The 14,708-nt window shown below is 73.3% G+C and carries 13 protein-coding genes; 3 read left to right on the forward strand and 10 right to left on the reverse strand.

Annotated elements, in window-relative coordinates:
* Positions 1-9: 9 nt before the first annotated feature.
* The 7 genes from KO717_RS25650 to KO717_RS25680 form a co-directional block, all read right to left on the reverse strand.
* A complete protein-coding gene (locus KO717_RS25650) occupies positions 10-732 on the reverse strand; it encodes a TetR/AcrR family transcriptional regulator (RefSeq protein WP_301371583.1) in 723 nt (240 codons plus the stop codon).
* Positions 733-755: 23 nt separating this feature from the next.
* Positions 756-1,802, reverse strand: coding sequence for a PDR/VanB family oxidoreductase (locus KO717_RS25655; protein ID WP_301371584.1), 1,047 nt, complete (start codon positions 1,800-1,802; stop codon positions 756-758).
* On the reverse strand, positions 1,799-2,695 hold the full coding sequence (locus KO717_RS25660) for a metal-dependent hydrolase (protein ID WP_301371585.1): 897 nt from the start codon (positions 2,693-2,695) through the stop codon (positions 1,799-1,801). The genes KO717_RS25655 and KO717_RS25660 overlap by 4 nt, the downstream gene beginning before the upstream one ends.
* 124 nt (positions 2,696-2,819) lie before the next feature.
* Positions 2,820-4,274, reverse strand: coding sequence for a hypothetical protein (locus tag KO717_RS25665; protein WP_301371586.1), 1,455 nt, complete (start codon positions 4,272-4,274; stop codon positions 2,820-2,822).
* A gap of 152 nt (positions 4,275-4,426) precedes the next feature.
* Positions 4,427-6,367 (reverse strand): hypothetical protein, encoded by a 1,941-nt coding sequence (locus tag KO717_RS25670; RefSeq protein ID WP_437184578.1) that lies wholly within the window; start codon positions 6,365-6,367, stop codon positions 4,427-4,429.
* A gap of 112 nt (positions 6,368-6,479) precedes the next feature.
* Positions 6,480-7,271 carry a tyrosine-protein phosphatase gene (locus tag KO717_RS25675; protein ID WP_301371588.1) on the reverse strand — a complete coding sequence of 264 codons (792 nt, stop codon included), beginning with the start codon at positions 7,269-7,271 and terminating at the stop codon, positions 6,480-6,482.
* A gap of 25 nt (positions 7,272-7,296) precedes the next feature.
* Entirely contained in the window at positions 7,297-7,884 is a 588-nt protein-coding gene (locus KO717_RS25680) for a rhomboid-like protein (protein ID WP_301371589.1), read from the reverse strand.
* An 84-nt stretch (positions 7,885-7,968) separates the two neighbouring features.
* On the opposite strand from KO717_RS25680, the gene KO717_RS25685 reads away from it, so the two are divergent.
* Both KO717_RS25685 and KO717_RS25690 read left to right on the forward strand, forming a co-directional pair.
* Positions 7,969-8,703 carry a hypothetical protein gene (locus KO717_RS25685; RefSeq protein ID WP_301371590.1) on the forward strand — a complete coding sequence of 245 codons (735 nt, stop codon included), beginning with the start codon at positions 7,969-7,971 and terminating at the stop codon, positions 8,701-8,703.
* Between the two features lie 62 nt (positions 8,704-8,765).
* Positions 8,766-10,208 (forward strand): PepSY-associated TM helix domain-containing protein, encoded by a 1,443-nt coding sequence (locus KO717_RS25690; RefSeq protein WP_301371591.1) that lies wholly within the window; start codon positions 8,766-8,768, stop codon positions 10,206-10,208.
* 83 nt (positions 10,209-10,291) lie between these two features.
* Here KO717_RS25690 and KO717_RS25695 read toward each other — a convergent pair whose 3' ends face one another.
* A complete protein-coding gene (locus KO717_RS25695; RefSeq protein WP_301371592.1) occupies positions 10,292-10,888 on the reverse strand; it encodes a winged helix-turn-helix domain-containing protein in 597 nt (198 codons plus the stop codon).
* A gap of 443 nt (positions 10,889-11,331) precedes the next feature.
* Positions 11,332-12,351, reverse strand: coding sequence for a glutamine synthetase (glnII, locus tag KO717_RS25700; RefSeq protein ID WP_301371593.1), 1,020 nt, complete (start codon positions 12,349-12,351; stop codon positions 11,332-11,334).
* Positions 12,352-12,564: 213 nt separating this feature from the next.
* On the opposite strand from glnII, the gene KO717_RS25705 reads away from it, so the two are divergent.
* Positions 12,565-13,506, forward strand: a complete 942-nt coding sequence (locus KO717_RS25705) for a Gfo/Idh/MocA family protein (RefSeq protein WP_301374743.1) — start codon at positions 12,565-12,567, stop codon at positions 13,504-13,506.
* Here KO717_RS25705 and KO717_RS25710 read toward each other — a convergent pair.
* Positions 13,499-14,062 carry a hypothetical protein gene (locus tag KO717_RS25710; protein ID WP_301371594.1) on the reverse strand — a complete coding sequence of 188 codons (564 nt, stop codon included), beginning with the start codon at positions 14,060-14,062 and terminating at the stop codon, positions 13,499-13,501. The genes KO717_RS25705 and KO717_RS25710 overlap by 8 nt on opposite strands.
* Positions 14,063-14,708 lie beyond the last annotated feature (646 nt).

Genomic DNA, 14,708 nt, shown 5'->3' on the forward strand with positions numbered 1-14,708 from the left:
CCCCGGCCCTCAGCCCGGGACGGTCTCCGACGCCCCGCCCGGCACCAGCGCACCGAGCCGCCCGACCAGCTCCCCGAAGGGCCCGTCGGCGGGCTCGCCGGCCAGGATCCCCACGAGGATCCCCGCCATCTCCGCGTCGTACGCGGCGCTCACGGCGGCCAGCGCGGCGAAGTCGTGCACCAGCTGCAGTTCCAGTTCGCCCCGCGGGATCCGGCGCCCGTCCAGCCAGATCAGCGCGGTGGACTCGGCGAGCGACACCCAGGAGCGCACCACGAGCTCCAGGCGCGCGGGCGTGCGCTCCAGCCCCACGCCCAGGTGCGTGAGGATCTGCTCGTACGCCGCCTGCCGGACCTCGTCGATCATCGCGTTCGTCCGGCTGCTGCCGACGGCCGGACCGCCGCGCATCAGCGCCGAGAAACCCGGCCCGTGGTCGTCGACGAAATCGAAGAACCGCCCCATCACCCGCAGCAGGCGCGCCCCGAGCGGACCCTCCCGGGGCTCCACGAACCGCAGCGCCAGCTCGTCGGCCGCCCGCCGCAGCGCGGCCTCGTACAGGCTCAGCTTGCCCGGAAAGTAGTGATAGACGAGCGGCCGGGATATCCCCGCGGCCGCCGCGATCTCGTCGATCGACACATCGTCGGGGGAGCGGTGGCTGAACAGCTCCAGGGCAACCCCGATCAGCTGCTGCCGCCGCTCCTCGACACCCATCCTGCGTCGCACTCCGGTTGTCATGCGGACACCCTACTGGGGAGCGTTCACAGGTCCAGGACCAGCCGGTCCCCCTTCGCGCGGGAGACGCACAGCAGCATCGAGTCCTCGCGCTCCTGGTCCGTGAGGAGCTCGTCGCGGTGGTCCACCCCGCCCGCCAGGACCCGGTGTTGGCAGGTCCCGCAGAAACCCTGCTCGCAGGAGTACGGGGTGTCCGGCAGTTCCCGGCGCACCGCGGCCAGTGTGCTCTCGTCCGCCGCCACCTCGACGACCCGCCCCGAGCGGCGCAGTTCGACCGTGAAGGCCCGCCCCGGACCGGGGCCCTCCGCCGGGGCGAACCGCTCGAGATGCACCGCCGACGGATCCGCGGCCGCCGCCGTCACGGCCCGCATCAGCGGCTCCGGACCGCAGCAGTAGACCAGCGTGCCCGGCCCCGCCGCGGACACCGGGGCCAGGTCCGGCAGGCCCGTCTCGTCCTCGGGGAGGACCGACACCCGGTCGCCGTAGGGCGCGAGGTCGTCCAGGAAGGGCATCGAGTCGAGGGTGCGGCCCCCGTACAGGAGCGTCCAGTCGGCGCCCGCCGCCGTGGCGGCCCGCAGCATCGGCAGGATCGGCGTGATGCCGATGCCGCCCGCGACGAAGACGTACGAGGCCGCCGGGACCAGTTCGAAGCGGTTGCGCGGCGGGCGCAGTTCCAGCTCGGCACCCTCGACCAGCTGCGCGTGCGCCTCGCGGGAGCCGCCCCGGCCGTCCTCGATCAGCCGGATCGCGATCGTGTACCGGCCGGCGTCCGCCGGGTCGCCGCACAGCGAGTACTGGCGGACCAGGCCCGAGGGCAGGGTGATGTCCACGTGCGCGCCCGGGGTCCACGCCGGCAGGTCCGGCGACTCCACGGTCAGCCGCAGCACGCCCTGCGCGGTCTCCGTACGGGAGACGATCAGCGCCCGCAGCGCGCGGCGCGGGGAGTGGCCCGACACCGGCGTCTCCAGGGCCGGCAGCGGCCAGAGCGGGGAGCCGCCGATGCGGCGCCTCAGGGCGCGCCGGGTCATCCAGGCCGCGCCCAGGGCGGCCGTGACCGTGAGGGCGCGCCTCATGCCCGCACCCCGCCGTTCGCGCCGGGGGAGGCGGCGAGATAGGCCACCGCCTGTGCCGTCGAGCCCTCCTGCGAGGGGTGGTAGGTGCGGGAGAGGTACTTCGGGATGGACTTCAGCATCGCTCCGGTCGACGGGAGCACCCCCTGCTGCCCGGCCACGAAGAACTTCCCGAAGGAGGCCTTGCCGTCCACCAGGTGCGGGTCGTTCTCCATGAAGAAGCGCACCCCGCGCTGCCACAGGAACACCAGGGCCGAGAAGGCGGTCGCCCAGGTACGCGCCCTGCGGCGGTAGTTGCCGTCGACGTGCATGAAGAGGTCGAAGGCCACCGAGCGGTGCTCGACCTCCTCCGCCCCGTGCCAGCGCAGCAGGTCCAGCATGGTGGGGTCGGCGCCCCGCCGGTCCAGCGCGTCGGCGTTCAGCACCCAGTCGCCCAGGAACGCCGTGTAGTGCTCGATCGCCGCGATCATCGCGACCCGTTCCATCAGCCACCAGTGGCGGGCCCGGCCCGGCGGCAGGGTCCGGTCGCCGAGGAGCTTCTCGAACAGCCAGTCCACCTGCGCGGTGTAGGGGGTCGGGTCCAGCCCGAGCCGCTTCAGGTGGGGGAGCACGTCGTCGTGGGCGGTGGCGTGCATGGCCTCCTGGCCGATGAAGCCGACGACGTCCGCCCGCAGTTGCTCGTCCTCGATGTACGGGAGGACCTGCTTGTAGACGTGTACGAACCAGCGCTCCCCGGCGGGGAGCAGCAGGTGCAGCACATTGATCATGTGCCCGGCGAAGGGGTCGCCCGGCAGCCAGTGGAGCGGGGTGTCCTCCCAGCCGAAGGACACGTTCCGGGGCCTCAGGTCCACGTGTTCCGACGCCACGGGGGCGGGCGCGAGCGGCGTATTAGACATGGTGTCAATGTACTGATGGGTAGGAGGGAGGAGAAGCCCCCTGCGCGGACTTCTCCGGCATGCCACTGCCCGGGCGCGTCCACGCCCGGGCAGTGTGTGTCGGTGTGCGTACGGGTCGCGCGGGCTATCGCCCGACGTGGCCGGTCGAGAGCGCCCACTCACGGTTCAGGGTGCCCAGCGGGATACGGCGCTCGAAGACGGGCGTGCCGAACAGCGAGAGCTGGAGCTGGAGGTTTCCGCTCAGGTCGAAGCCGCCGTACAGCGCCCAGGCGCCGTCCAGGGAGGTCTTGCCGTCGCTGGACGCGGCCGCCTTGATGTCTCCCTCACCACGCAGGTACGGGGCGAAGTCCGCGGTGACGCCGACGGCGCCGTACAGGCCGACCGAGGCCTCGGCGCCGATCGCGCCCTTGACCCGCCCGGCGGCGGTGACGCTCGCCTTGACCGGCGTGCTCTTCACGTTCGAGGCGCTCACCGGGGTCCAGCCCTTGCCCACGGCGTAGCTGCCGCCGACCTTGAAGTCACCCTTGACGTCCTGCTGGACGTCGAGGGTCACGCGGCCGTCGGCCTCCACCTGGATGTAGCAGGTCAGGTCGAGGTTGACGACGACCGGCACCGGGCCGACCTGGATGACGGGCGAGCTGTGCAGCTTGGCGAACGGGATCCGCTTGGGCGCTCCGGTGCTCGCGGCGGCGCGGCCCTGCAGCTTCCACTGCGAGGACCAGTCACCGCTCATGCCGAGGAAGGCGCCGCGCGGACCGGGGGCGCCGCCGGTGCTGCCGTCGTACGCGAACTCGACCTGCGGGGCGAGCTGGACGAAACCGGAGACCGAGGCGCCGGCCGAGGCGGGGGCGTCCGGGGCGGTGTCGACGGAGGCGTTGACGTCGAGCCGCAGGTTGCCGAGCGGCAGCTTCGCGCCCTCGGGGCCGAAGGTCAGGCCCGGGCCCTTGGCCCAGGAGAAGGTGACGCCCTTCGTCAGGGGCTCGACCGTGACCGCCGCAGGGTCGACGGCGACCTTGCCGTCGGCCTTGTCGTCACCCAGGACGGCGGCCAGCGTGGTGGAGGCGGTCTTGACCTCGGTGCCCTTGTCGGTCTTGCCGACGACCTCGGTGACCTTGGCGAGCAGGCCCGAGGGGGCGCCGGGGGCCGGTGCGCTGGCGATGACATCGCCCACCGCCACCGGCTTGTCGGCTTCCGGGGACTTGCCGGCCTCGGGGGACTTGCCGCTCTCTGGGGCCTTGCCCGTGCCGGACGACTTGCCGGGCGAGGGCGAACGGCCGGCCTCCGATGCGGACTTGGCGATGACGGCCCGGCCGCTGGCCTGGTCGTAGGAGGCGACCTTCAGCGTGGACTTCTCGGTCCTGCCCTTCCCGTCGGCCCGGGCCACGGCCGCCGGCGTGGGCGTCCCCTGCGGGGCTGCGGCCACGTCGAGCTGCTGCGACGTGCCGTCGGACGAGGGGGTGACGGAGGCGGGGGCGGCCGGTCCGGCGGAGCTGGTGTGAGGGGTCGAGCCACAGCCGGTGGCGGTGAGGGCGAGGGCGGTCAGGCCGGGTATGAGGAGGCGTCGGGTCAGCGTGCGCACGTGGGGAGACCTTCAGGGGGGAGGGGTGTTGGGGGTTACCGCTTGGTAACCGGAACCCGATCATGCCATGTACCCATGGCGACCGTCATGTCCGGATCCCGCCAACTACCCCACAGTTCCTGACGGTTGAAGCTTCACCCACCCGCAGGGGGTTACCGCAGCACGCCCGCCTTCGTCCCGTCCGTCAACTTGCCCGACAGATCCACCTGCGCACCCGCCGGCGCCTTCACCGCCAGCCGGTTGCCGTTCGCCGACCCGCTCACCCCGCCGCCCGACACCGACAGCGAGGCGAACTGCGCACTGCCCGCCGCCAGCACGTACCACTGGCCGGCCCGCGACTTCCACAGCACGCCCGCCAGCACCCGCGGCTCCCGCGGCCCGCAGGCCGCCGACCCCTCCGAGCGGGCCGCCTGCGCCGCCATCGGGGCACCTGGGGCCAGGAACTGCGCCTGCACCCGGTCGGCCGCCCCCTGCCAGGTCTCGGCCCGCGTGCAGAGCCAGGCCGCCGTCCCGTCGCCCTCCGGCAGCGGCTGCTTCGCGTACGTCCACGCGTTGACCGTACGGACCCCGTGCGAGCGGACCGCCGGCAGCAGACAGGCGATCCTCGACCAGTCCCCGAGCTCCGCGGCCTCCGTCACATCGCGCTCGGCGCCCGGCGCACCCGACGTCAGCCGGGCCGGGGTCAGTTCACCGAGGTCGGTGATCAGCCGGGTGGCGCCGTCGCCCGTCAGAGCCAGCGCGTTCCAGCCCGTACAGCTGCCCGCCGGGGCCGGGCCCGCCACCGGCGGGGTCACCCCGTCCGGAGACGGCTTCAGTGCCACCACGGGAGCGGCGGGCTTGAGCAGGTCCCGCAGGGCCGTACCGGTGACCCACGGCGCCGTCAGATACCGGACGTTGCCGTCGACCCGGCTGAGCACCAGCGCGGTGGCGGTCTCCGCCGAGGCACCGTCGGTCCGGGCGAAGTCGAGGGCGGCGCCCGCGGTCCCGGTCCGCGGTTCGGCGTAGCGGACCACGCGCAGGCCGTCGTACATCAGGACCACGACGGCCTGGTCCACGGCGCCCGCGAACAGCAGCTGCGCCGGCCCCATCGGCGGTCCGGCCGGCGTGCCCGGAGTGGCCGAGGTGACCACCGAGGGGCCGGGCCGGGCCCACACGGCCAGCGCCCGACGCAGCAGCTCCGTATCGCCGGCCCGGTCGCCGCGGGCGGGCCAGGTGGAGAAGTCCGTACGCGACGACGTACGCCAGAGGGCGGGCTCGGCCCGCACCAGCTTCGCGGGATCCAGGGCCTGCTCGGCCACGGCGTTGCGCGCGTACAGCGGGGCGGCGGCCCCGCCCGAGCCCCAGCCCCCGCCGGGCAGCGCGAGCAGCGCCCCGCACACGGCGAGGGCGGCCCCGGCGGCCAGCGCGGCCCGCACGAGACGGCGCCGCCGCAGCAGGTCCGTGGGCCGGGCCTGGAGCACGCACGGGTCGAACTCGGGGGAGGCGAACAGGGCGTCGTTCGCCGGATCCCCGGACTCCCGGGCCGCGGCGGCCGGATCCGGGACCCCGGCCTCGTCGAGCACCCGGAGCACGTCCGGCTCGGACAGCCGTTCCAGCGCGCGCAGCACGCAGGCGGCCCGGCCCGGCCCGTCGAGGGTGGCCAGCCACTGGTCGAGGGCGAGCTCCTCGGCCCCGCCCGAGCGGGGGAACAGCCGCAGCCCCCACACCTGGGGGAGCACCGGCGGGAGCTGCGCGCGCCGCGGCAGCGCCCGGAAGGTCAGCGGGATCCCCGCCTCCAGGGCGGCGCGCAGCACACGCAGCCGGACGTACGCGTACCCGGAGTCCTCCGCCCCGCCCCGCTGGCCCGGAACCCCGCCCCGCACGGCGGCCGCGGCAGCCGCCGAGTCCCGCCGCCCGCGCGGCAGCGCCCGCTGGACCAGCGAGTGGGCGGTGAGCACCCGCCGGTTGCGGCCGAGGGAGGGCGGCAGCACCAGATAGGCGAGCCGCACCAGCCGGGGGTAGTGCTCGACGATGGCGGCCTCGGCCTGCTCGACGTCCGGCGGCACGGGAGACACGGGAGGCACGGGGCGGGTGGCGGTATCCGGCGCAGTCACGTTCAGCAGAACGAGCGAATCGTCGGATGGTCACCGGTCCTGGCCCAGGCCGGGGGCCACGGCCGGGGGCCGGGCCCGGGACCGGGGGCCAGGCGCGGGAGAGGGCGCGGGGTCAGACCACCAGACGGGCGCGCAGCGCCTCGACCGTCCCGTCGGCGACACCGAGCCCCTCACGCACGTACTTCTCCATGGAGCCGTACCGCGTCTCGACCTCGTCCAGCGCCGCCCGCAGGTAGGAGGGGAAGACGCCGATCAGCGCGAGCGCGATGTCCGGGTCGCCGCCGGCCGCCGTGAAGCCCTCGATCATCGGGGCGAAGGCCTGCTTGACCGCCGGATTGACGGACAGGTATTCGGCCATCAGCGTCTCGTCGTCCGCGCCCAGCAGCGCCAGGATGACCGTCGCGCCCCAGCCGGTCCGGTCCTTGCCGGCCGTGCAGTGGAACAGCAGCGGGCCCGAGCCGGCGTCGGCGGCCTCGGTGAGCAGCATCCGGTACGCGGCCTGCGCGGAGCCGGAGTTCACGAAGGACCGGTAGGTGTCGGCGAACAGCGCCTGCGCCCGCCCGCCGCCCAGGTGCTGCTCGGCCACGGCCGGGTCGGACAGCAGGTCCTTCAGCTGCGCGGCGGGCACCTGGGCGGAGCTCAGCTTGTCGGCGAGGACGTCGCCGACCAGGACCCGGGCCCCGGCGGGTATCCGGTCGGGGTGGTCGGCGCGCTCGGCGGCGGTGCGGAAGTCGATGACGGTACGCAGGCCCAGCCCCGCCACCACCGGGTCGGCGTCGAGGTCGAGCCGGTCGAGCTGGCCGGAGCGCAGGACCAGGCCGGGGCGGACGGTGCGGCCGCCGGGGAGGGGGGTGCCGCCGAGGTCGCGGAGGTTGGCGACGGTGGTGGACGGGGTGGCGGTCATCGTGGCAGCTCCTGCTGGGTGTGGTTCATGTAATTTTCCGATGTTTCGTCCCGGAAAGGCAATCGAAGGCCAGCGAGACCCCGATGCCCACCCCGAGCGCGGCCAGGTGGCCGGCGTCCGTGAAGGTCCGCCCGCGCCGGACCACCGGCGCCGCCGCGAGCGCCAGCAGCCCCACCCGCGCGGCCGTACGGACCGCCCCGCGCGGCAGGGCCGAGGTCAGCGAGCCGAGCACGGCGTTGAACCCGTAGCTCGTCCCCACGTCCACAGCGCGCCGGGTCCGCGGATCGGCGGTCCTGCGCAGGGCGCCGTAGACGAGGAGGGTCGCCGCGGCGTGCCCGAACAGGAACACCGCGGCCGTCCACCAGGCTCCGTACGCGTACTCGGCGTATCCGAGGACCGCGACCAGCAGGAGGGCGTACGGCAGGGGCATGGGCTCCTCGACGACGAGCGCGCTGCTCAGCAGCGTCTCCCAGCGTCCGGCGGCGAGATTGTCGACATTCGTCGAGCAGTCCCGGAGCAGCCGCTCCCGCTCGGCCGCGCCGGTGCGCTCCAGGGCGTAGGCCCCGAACTGCACCCCGCCGGCGTACACCGCTCCCCACGGAATTGGATTCATCTGCTCATGATCGGATAAGCCTCTGGCGGGAACCGAGGCACCCCGTGCGAACATGTCCCGGCCATGTTCGAATCATTCGCGCCGATGCGCGCCACGCGAGCCGCAATCTTCGCGGCGATGTGCGTCGCCCTGGGCGCGATAGGGCATTCGTCCATGTCCGGAACGGATATCCCCTTCTTCGGCCTTCTGGGTGCTTTCGGGGTGACCTGCGGGTTCGCATGGCTCGCCGCCGGGCGGCGGCGGGGCCCCGTGGGCATCACCGCCGCGGTGCTCTCCGTGCAGGGCGTGCTCCACCTGGTCTTCTCGGGGAGCGCGGCCGCCGCGAAGCCGTTCGCCGCTCCCGGCCCGATGCACGGCCACCACCCCGTGGCGGCCGCGGACGCGGGCGCGATGGCCGCCGAAGCCCCCGGCATGGCCGACATGGCCCACATGGCGGGCACCGCAGGGATGGCAGGCGCCACGGGCGCGGCCGACATGGCCGGTATGGCAGGTCACGGCGGCGCCGCGATGATCGCCGCCCACGTGCTCGCCGGGCTGCTCTGCGCCGCCTGGCTCGCGCGCGGCGAGGCCGCCGTCTTCCGGCTGGCCCGCGTCCTGGCCACCGCCGCGCTGCACGCGGCCCGGCCGCTCGCCCGCGCGCTCGCCCTCGTCCGGGCACGGGTGGCGGCCCTGCCGGCCCCGCCCGTCTTCCCCGCCCCGTACGAACGGCCGCGCCGCCTGCGCGGAGCCGTCCACGCCCACGCCGTGGTGCGCCGCGGGCCACCCGGACCCGCTCCGCTCGCGCGTTCAACGGCCCCCGGCCCGCCCGCCCTCGCCTGACCTGGCGAAGCGGCGAGACCTGGGGCCTGCTCCCCATGTCTTCGCCAACACCTAGGATCCCCATGTCTCTTGACGAGGCTCAAGACGTCCGCACCCCGGACGCCGAACCGGCCGGCACGGCCAAGAAGAACGGCGGCAGCTGGGCCGCCGTACGGCCGCTGCTCCTGCGCATGCACTTCTACGCGGGGCTGCTGGTCGCCCCGCTGATCTTCCTCGCCGCCGCCACCGGGCTGCTCTACGCCGCCTCCTGGCAGGCCGAGAAGATCATCTACTCCGACGAGCTGACCGTCGCCCGCGTCGGCGAGAGCGCCCTGCCGCTCAGCGCCCAGATCGACGCGGCCAAGGGCGCCGCCCCCGAGGGCGAGGTCGTGTCCGTGTGGCCCGCCCCCGACACCGAGGCCACCACCCGCGTGATCATGGAGAGCCCGGGCCTCCCCGAGGGCGAGACCCTCACCGTCTTCGTCGACCCGTATACGGCCGAGGTGCGCGGGCAGCTCGCCACCGTCGGCGACGCGCTGCCGCTGCGGGCGTGGCTGAGCGAGTTCCACTCCAGCCTCCAGCTCGGCGAGTTCGGCCGGAACTACAGCGAGCTCGCCGCGAGCTGGATGTGGGTGGTCGCGCTCGGCGGACTCGCCCTGTGGCTCGGCCGCCGCCGCAAGCGCAGGTCGCAGCTGGTCCTCCCGGACCGCACGGCCACCGGCCGCCGCCGCACCCTGTCCTGGCACGGCGCCGTCGGCCTGTGGGCCGTCGCCGGACTCGTCGTCCTCTCCGCCACCGGCCTGACCTGGTCGAAGTACGCCGGCGAGAACATCGGGCAGCTCCAGGACAGCCTCGGCGGGGCCACCCCCGCCGTCTCCGCGCAGCTCAGCGCCGGGGCGGACGCCGGCTCGGGCGAGCACGCCGGGCACACCATGCCCGACGGCACGCAGATGGCCCCGCCGCCCGCACCCGCCGCCGACGTCGGCATCGACAAGGCCGTGGACGCCGCCCGGGCCGCGGGTGTCACCGAGGCGCTCCGCGTGACCCTGCCCGCCAAGGGCAAGGGCTACGTCATCAAGGAGCAGGACAAGCTGGTGCCGGTGCACCTGGACTCGGTTGCCGTCGACCCCGCGGACGCCCGCGTCATGGACGAACTGCGCTTCGCCGACTACCCGGTCCTCGCCCAGATGACCCGCTTCGGCATCGACCTGCACATGGGTACGACCTTCGGACTCGCCAACCAGATCGCGCTGGCCGCGCTCGCCGTCGCCGTGATGTTCCTCGTCTTCTGGGGCTACCGCATGTGGTGGCTGCGCCGGCCGACGAAGGACCGCAAGCTGTCCGTCGGCCGCGCCCAGCCGCGCGGTGCCTGGCGCAAGCTCCCGGTGACCCTGCTGCTGCCGCTGGCCGCGGTGACCGCCGTGATCGGCTGGTTCGTGCCGCTCCTCGGGATCAGCCTGGTCGTCTTCCTCGCGGTCGACGTCCTGCTGGGCTTCGTCGCGGGCCGCCGGGCCAAGGCCGCGTAGCCGCAGCGCCTTACGTCACGAACGAGGTGGGCCCGTACTCCCCAGGGGAGTACGGGCCCACCGTCGTCAGGCCGACCGGCAGCTCAGGGGGCGTACTTGTAGCCGACCCGGCGCACCGTCTGGATCGCGGCGCGGTGGGAGGCGCCCAGCTTGCGGCGCAGACGGGCGATGTGGACGTCCACGGTCCGGCCGTCGCCGACGTGCCCGTAGCCCCAGACCGTGGTGACCAGCTGGTCCCGGCTGTGCACCCGGTGCGGGTGCTGCACCAGGTGGGCCAGCAACTCGAACTCCAGGTACGTCAGGTCGAGCACCCGGCCGTCGACCTCGGCGGTGCGCTGCGCCGAGTCGATCCGGACCAGGGCGTCACCCGGACCGGCCGGCGCGGGGGCGGCGGGGGCCGGCTGCACGGCGGCGGCCACCGCCTGCGGGGCGAAGGCGATCGGAGGCTGCTGGTCGGCCGGTACGAGCACCAGGTAGCCGACCATCGGCGGCTGGCCCGGCAGCGCCGGCAGGGTGTGCTGGGGCGCGGGCAGCCAAGTGGCCCCCGGCGGCAGGAGGTCCACGACCCGGGCCACTTCGTCTCGGTCAACGGAACGCAGCCGGTGGCGCGGACTGGGCGGATAGGTCAGGGAAGAGGTCGCAGCGGTGGCGGCGGAGGAGAGGGAGCGGGTGTTCGCCATGAGTGGTCAGCTCTTTCACGCGGAGTGGTCGGCAGGAGACGTGCGTACGTCGTCGATGTCGATACCGCGCAGACCGAAGGCCTCGGGGAAGGTCAGGTGGGTGATCCCGGAGGCTTTAGAGGGCCGGCGCGTTCTTCGCGCGGCAACACTCCCGGTCGTAATCGTGATCCTGACGGGACGGCCAGAAAGGCTCGAGGTCGCTGCGACCTGACGAGGTGTGCGAAGGGCTGGCCATGGCCCCATTCAAGCAGATGTCATGTCTCCGGGGCAGGCTCCGTCTCACCCTGTGGATGGGAATCTCACATACCGAGTCCACCCCCCTGTCAATCCGGGACAAAAGGCAGCGCCCGCCACCCCCTTGGGGGTGGCGGGCGCTGCCAGTGGTCATCGGCCGAGCGTGGTCCCGGCGGTGCCGGACCGGTGTCGTTACTGAACCCCGGTCGTCAGACCAGGCCGTCCTTCTCCAGGCCGGCGCAGCAGGTGTCCGTGATGAGACGGGTCACCACGTACGGGTCCACGTTCGCGTTCGGACGGCGGTCCTCGATGTAGCCCTTGCCGTCCTTCTCCACCTGCCACGGGATACGGACCGACGCGCCGCGGTCCGAGACGCCGTAGCTGAACTCGTTCCAGGGGGCGGTCTCGTGCAGACCCGTCAGACGCTCGTCGATGCCGGCGCCGTAGTTCTTCACGTGGTCGAGCGGCTTGCTGCCCTCGCCCAGCGCCTCGCACGCGGAGATGATCGCGCGGTAGTCCTCGCGCATCGCCTTCGTGGAGAAGTTGGTGTGCGCGCCCGCGCCGTTCCAGTCACCCTTGACCGGCTTCGGGTTCAGCGTCGCGGAGACGTTGAAGTCCTCGGCCGTGCGGTAGAGCAGCCAGCGCGCGATCCACAGCTGGTCCGAGACCTCCAGCGGGCCGACGGGACCGACCTGGAACTCCCACTGACCGGGCATGACCTCGGCGTTGATGCCGGAGATGCTCAGGCCCGCCGCGAGGCAGTGGTCCAGGTGCTTCTCGACGATCTCGCGGCCGAAGATCTCGTCCGAGCCCACACCGCAGTAGTAGCCACCCTGCGCGGCCGGGAAGCCGTTCACGGGGAAGCCGAGCGGACGGGTGCCGTCGAAGAAGGTGTACTCCTGCTCGATGCCGAAGATCGGCTCCTGCGCGGCGAACTTCTCGGCGACCGGACGCAGCAGCGCGCGGGTGTTCGACTCGTGCGGGGTCATGTCGATGTTCAGGACCTCGCACAGGACGAGGACGTTGTCGCCGCCGCGGATCGGGTCCGGGCAGGAGAAGACCGGGTTGAGCACGCGGTCGGACGCGTGGCCCTCGGCCTGGTTCGTGCTCGATCCGTCGAAGCCCCAGATCGGCAGCGCGTCGCCGTCCCCGAGGATCTTCGTCTTGGAGCGAAGCTTCGCCGTCGGCTCGGTGCCGTCGATCCAGATGTACTCAGCCTTGTAGCTCACGGGCCCCATCCTCAGACTCTGCGGGTGCTGCTGGTCGCTGCTTCATCGCTGCGGTGATGACCGCAGCGTGCCCGCCCGCGATTTCTCTTCCGTTGCCCGTGTGTGAACCCCGTGTTACCGAGGTTTGCACCGCAGGTCGGGTGGGTTGTGCGGGTTGATGGCGGCGCGCCCGTCCGGGTGGGGCAGACTGGCCACGTGAGCATTTCGTCTGATTTGAACTCCGCCGAAGGCCCCGCCGAGAGCGCCGCCGATCAGGCCCCCGCAGCCCGCCGCCCCCGGGTCGGACTGCTGGGCACCGGCCCCTGGGCGCACCGCACCCACGCCCCCGCCCTCGCCGCGCACGCCGGCTCCGACTTCGCCGGCGTGTGGGGCCGCCGGCCCGAGGCCGCGGCCGAGCTGGCCCACGAGTACGGCGTGAAGGTGTACGAAGACCCCGACGAGCTGTTCGCCGAGTGTGACGCCGTCGCCTTCGCCCTGCCGCCCGACGTACAGGCAGCCATGGCCGTCCGCGCCGCCGCCGCCGGATGCCACCTGCTCCTCGACAAGCCCGTCGCCACCACCGTGGAGGACGCCCGCGCCGTCGCCGAAGCGGTCACACGCCACCAGGTCGCCTCCGTCGTCTTCCTCACCCTGCGCTTCGCCGAGCCCACCGCGGGCTGGGTCGAGGAACAAGCCGCACGCACCGGCTGGTTCACGGCCGCGGCCCACTGGCTCGGCGCCGTCTTCCCGCCCGACGGAACGCCCAGCGCCTACGCGGACTCGCCCTGGCGCAAGGCCAAGGGCGGGCTGTGGGACGTCGGCCCGCACGCCCTGTCCGTCCTGATCCCGGTCCTCGGCGAGGTCACCGCGATCAGCGCCACCCGAGGCCCCTCCGACGTGGTCCAACTGGCACTGCGGCACACCTCCGGCGCGGCCAGCACCGCCGTGCTCAGCCTGGGCGCCCCGCGCGCGGCCGCCGGGGTGGGCCTCGAACTGCGCGGCACCGAGGGCGTGCACGAACTGCCCGGCTGGAGCGACGTACCGGGCGCCTACGGGCGCGCCCTGGACGCACTGCTCACCGCGGCCCGGACGGGGGTCCCGGACCCGCGCGGGGCGGAGTTCGGGGCCCGGCTCACGGAGATCCTGGCCGAGGCGGAGGCGCAGCTCCCTACTTGATCACCGCGTTCGCCACGATGATGGCCAGGCCGATGGTGGCGTCCGCCATGCCGATCGCCAGGGCGGAGCCGAGCCGATAGCCCACGCGGAGCGCGACGAGCGCGCCCCAGCCGAACAGCAGGGCGGTGTTCACCCCCAGCCCGACGGCGGTCACCGCATAGGCGTCCCAGTCGAAGACCCCGGCGGCGACCAGCAGCAGGACGGTGGGCAGGGCGGCCACGATCAGCGGCCACTCGTTCCACAGCGCCAGGCCCAGCATCCGCCACCGGTGCCAGGCGGAGTCCTGCCGGTCGGAGGCCATGTGGTGCGAGTAGCCGTGCGCGAGCCCGGCGGTCGCGGCCGTCACGAGCACCCAGCTGGCGTCGTAGTACGGGGTGAACTGCTCCCCCTTCTGGTGCAGTGCGGCCAACAGCGCACTGGCCAGAACGGTCCCGTACACCCCGCCGAACATCCAGTCGGCCCCCCGCCGCCCGGGTCGTGAGCCCGCCGCGCCGGGGAGGGCCGGCTGGACTGCCTGGCCGTGTGGCTGCGGCGCCTTGTTCACATCCTCGTTCACAACGGGTCCTCGGGTCCTCGCGTCCTTGGGGCCTTGGGTTTTTATCCGATACGTCACTTTTGTCGCTCTGGTCACCCTAAGGGGTGGAAGGTGGGGGCGAGGTGAAGAGGTGCGGCGGGGGCTCCGGTGGGCGGGACCTGCCCGACCGGAATCAGGGATGCGTATGGGGGTTTCCCGTCAGTCCCATCGTCCCTCCGTGTCGGGCCGGTCCCTCAAGGGCGCTCGTTCCTCGCGTCGCTTCGCGATGGCCTTCGGCCACCCTTGACCGACCGTCCCGCCCCGGAGAAACGAAAGACTGCCGGGAAGCCCCCAAAGGAACGGGCCGGGGGATCAAGACAGGGACGGGCGGCCAGAGATGCGCGAGCGATCCCGGCCGGCACGACCGAGAGACGGGGCCCATGGCAGATCGGGGCCCGTGTCGGGGGAGGCGCGTCCAATCGCTACGCGCTCCTCATCACTCAGCGTCCTCGGACCGTCCTGGGCTGGACATAGGCCGCCCACGACCCGTAGGCGCTCCTCATGGGAGGCGTCTGCCGGCTGATTGGGGTGAGGAGGGGTGGGGCTGCGGCTATGTCGTCGTGGATGCGGGTCAGTGCAGGTGGGCGGTCAGAGAGGCTGACCGTTTGCCTCAATTGCCCTCATCTAT

It is taken from the genome of Streptomyces xanthophaeus, assembly GCF_030440515.1.
Classification (GTDB): Bacteria; Actinomycetota; Actinomycetes; order Streptomycetales; family Streptomycetaceae; genus Streptomyces; species Streptomyces kutzneri.

Coding starts and splice junctions, on each gene's coding strand:
- KO717_RS25650 (WP_301371583.1), bottom strand. CDS start 732: ATGACAACCGGAGTGCGACGCAGGATGGGTGTCGAGGAGCGGCGGCAG.
- KO717_RS25655 (WP_301371584.1), bottom strand. CDS start 1,802: ATGAGGCGCGCCCTCACGGTCACGGCCGCCCTGGGCGCGGCCTGGATG.
- KO717_RS25660 (WP_301371585.1), bottom strand. CDS start 2,695: ATGTCTAATACGCCGCTCGCGCCCGCCCCCGTGGCGTCGGAACACGTG.
- KO717_RS25675 (WP_301371588.1), bottom strand. CDS start 7,271: ATGACCGCCACCCCGTCCACCACCGTCGCCAACCTCCGCGACCTCGGC.
- KO717_RS25680 (WP_301371589.1), bottom strand. CDS start 7,884: ATGAATCCAATTCCGTGGGGAGCGGTGTACGCCGGCGGGGTGCAGTTC.
- KO717_RS25685 (WP_301371590.1), top strand. CDS start 7,969: ATGCGCGCCACGCGAGCCGCAATCTTCGCGGCGATGTGCGTCGCCCTG.
- KO717_RS25690 (WP_301371591.1), top strand. CDS start 8,766: ATGTCTCTTGACGAGGCTCAAGACGTCCGCACCCCGGACGCCGAACCG.
- KO717_RS25695 (WP_301371592.1), bottom strand. CDS start 10,888: ATGGCGAACACCCGCTCCCTCTCCTCCGCCGCCACCGCTGCGACCTCT.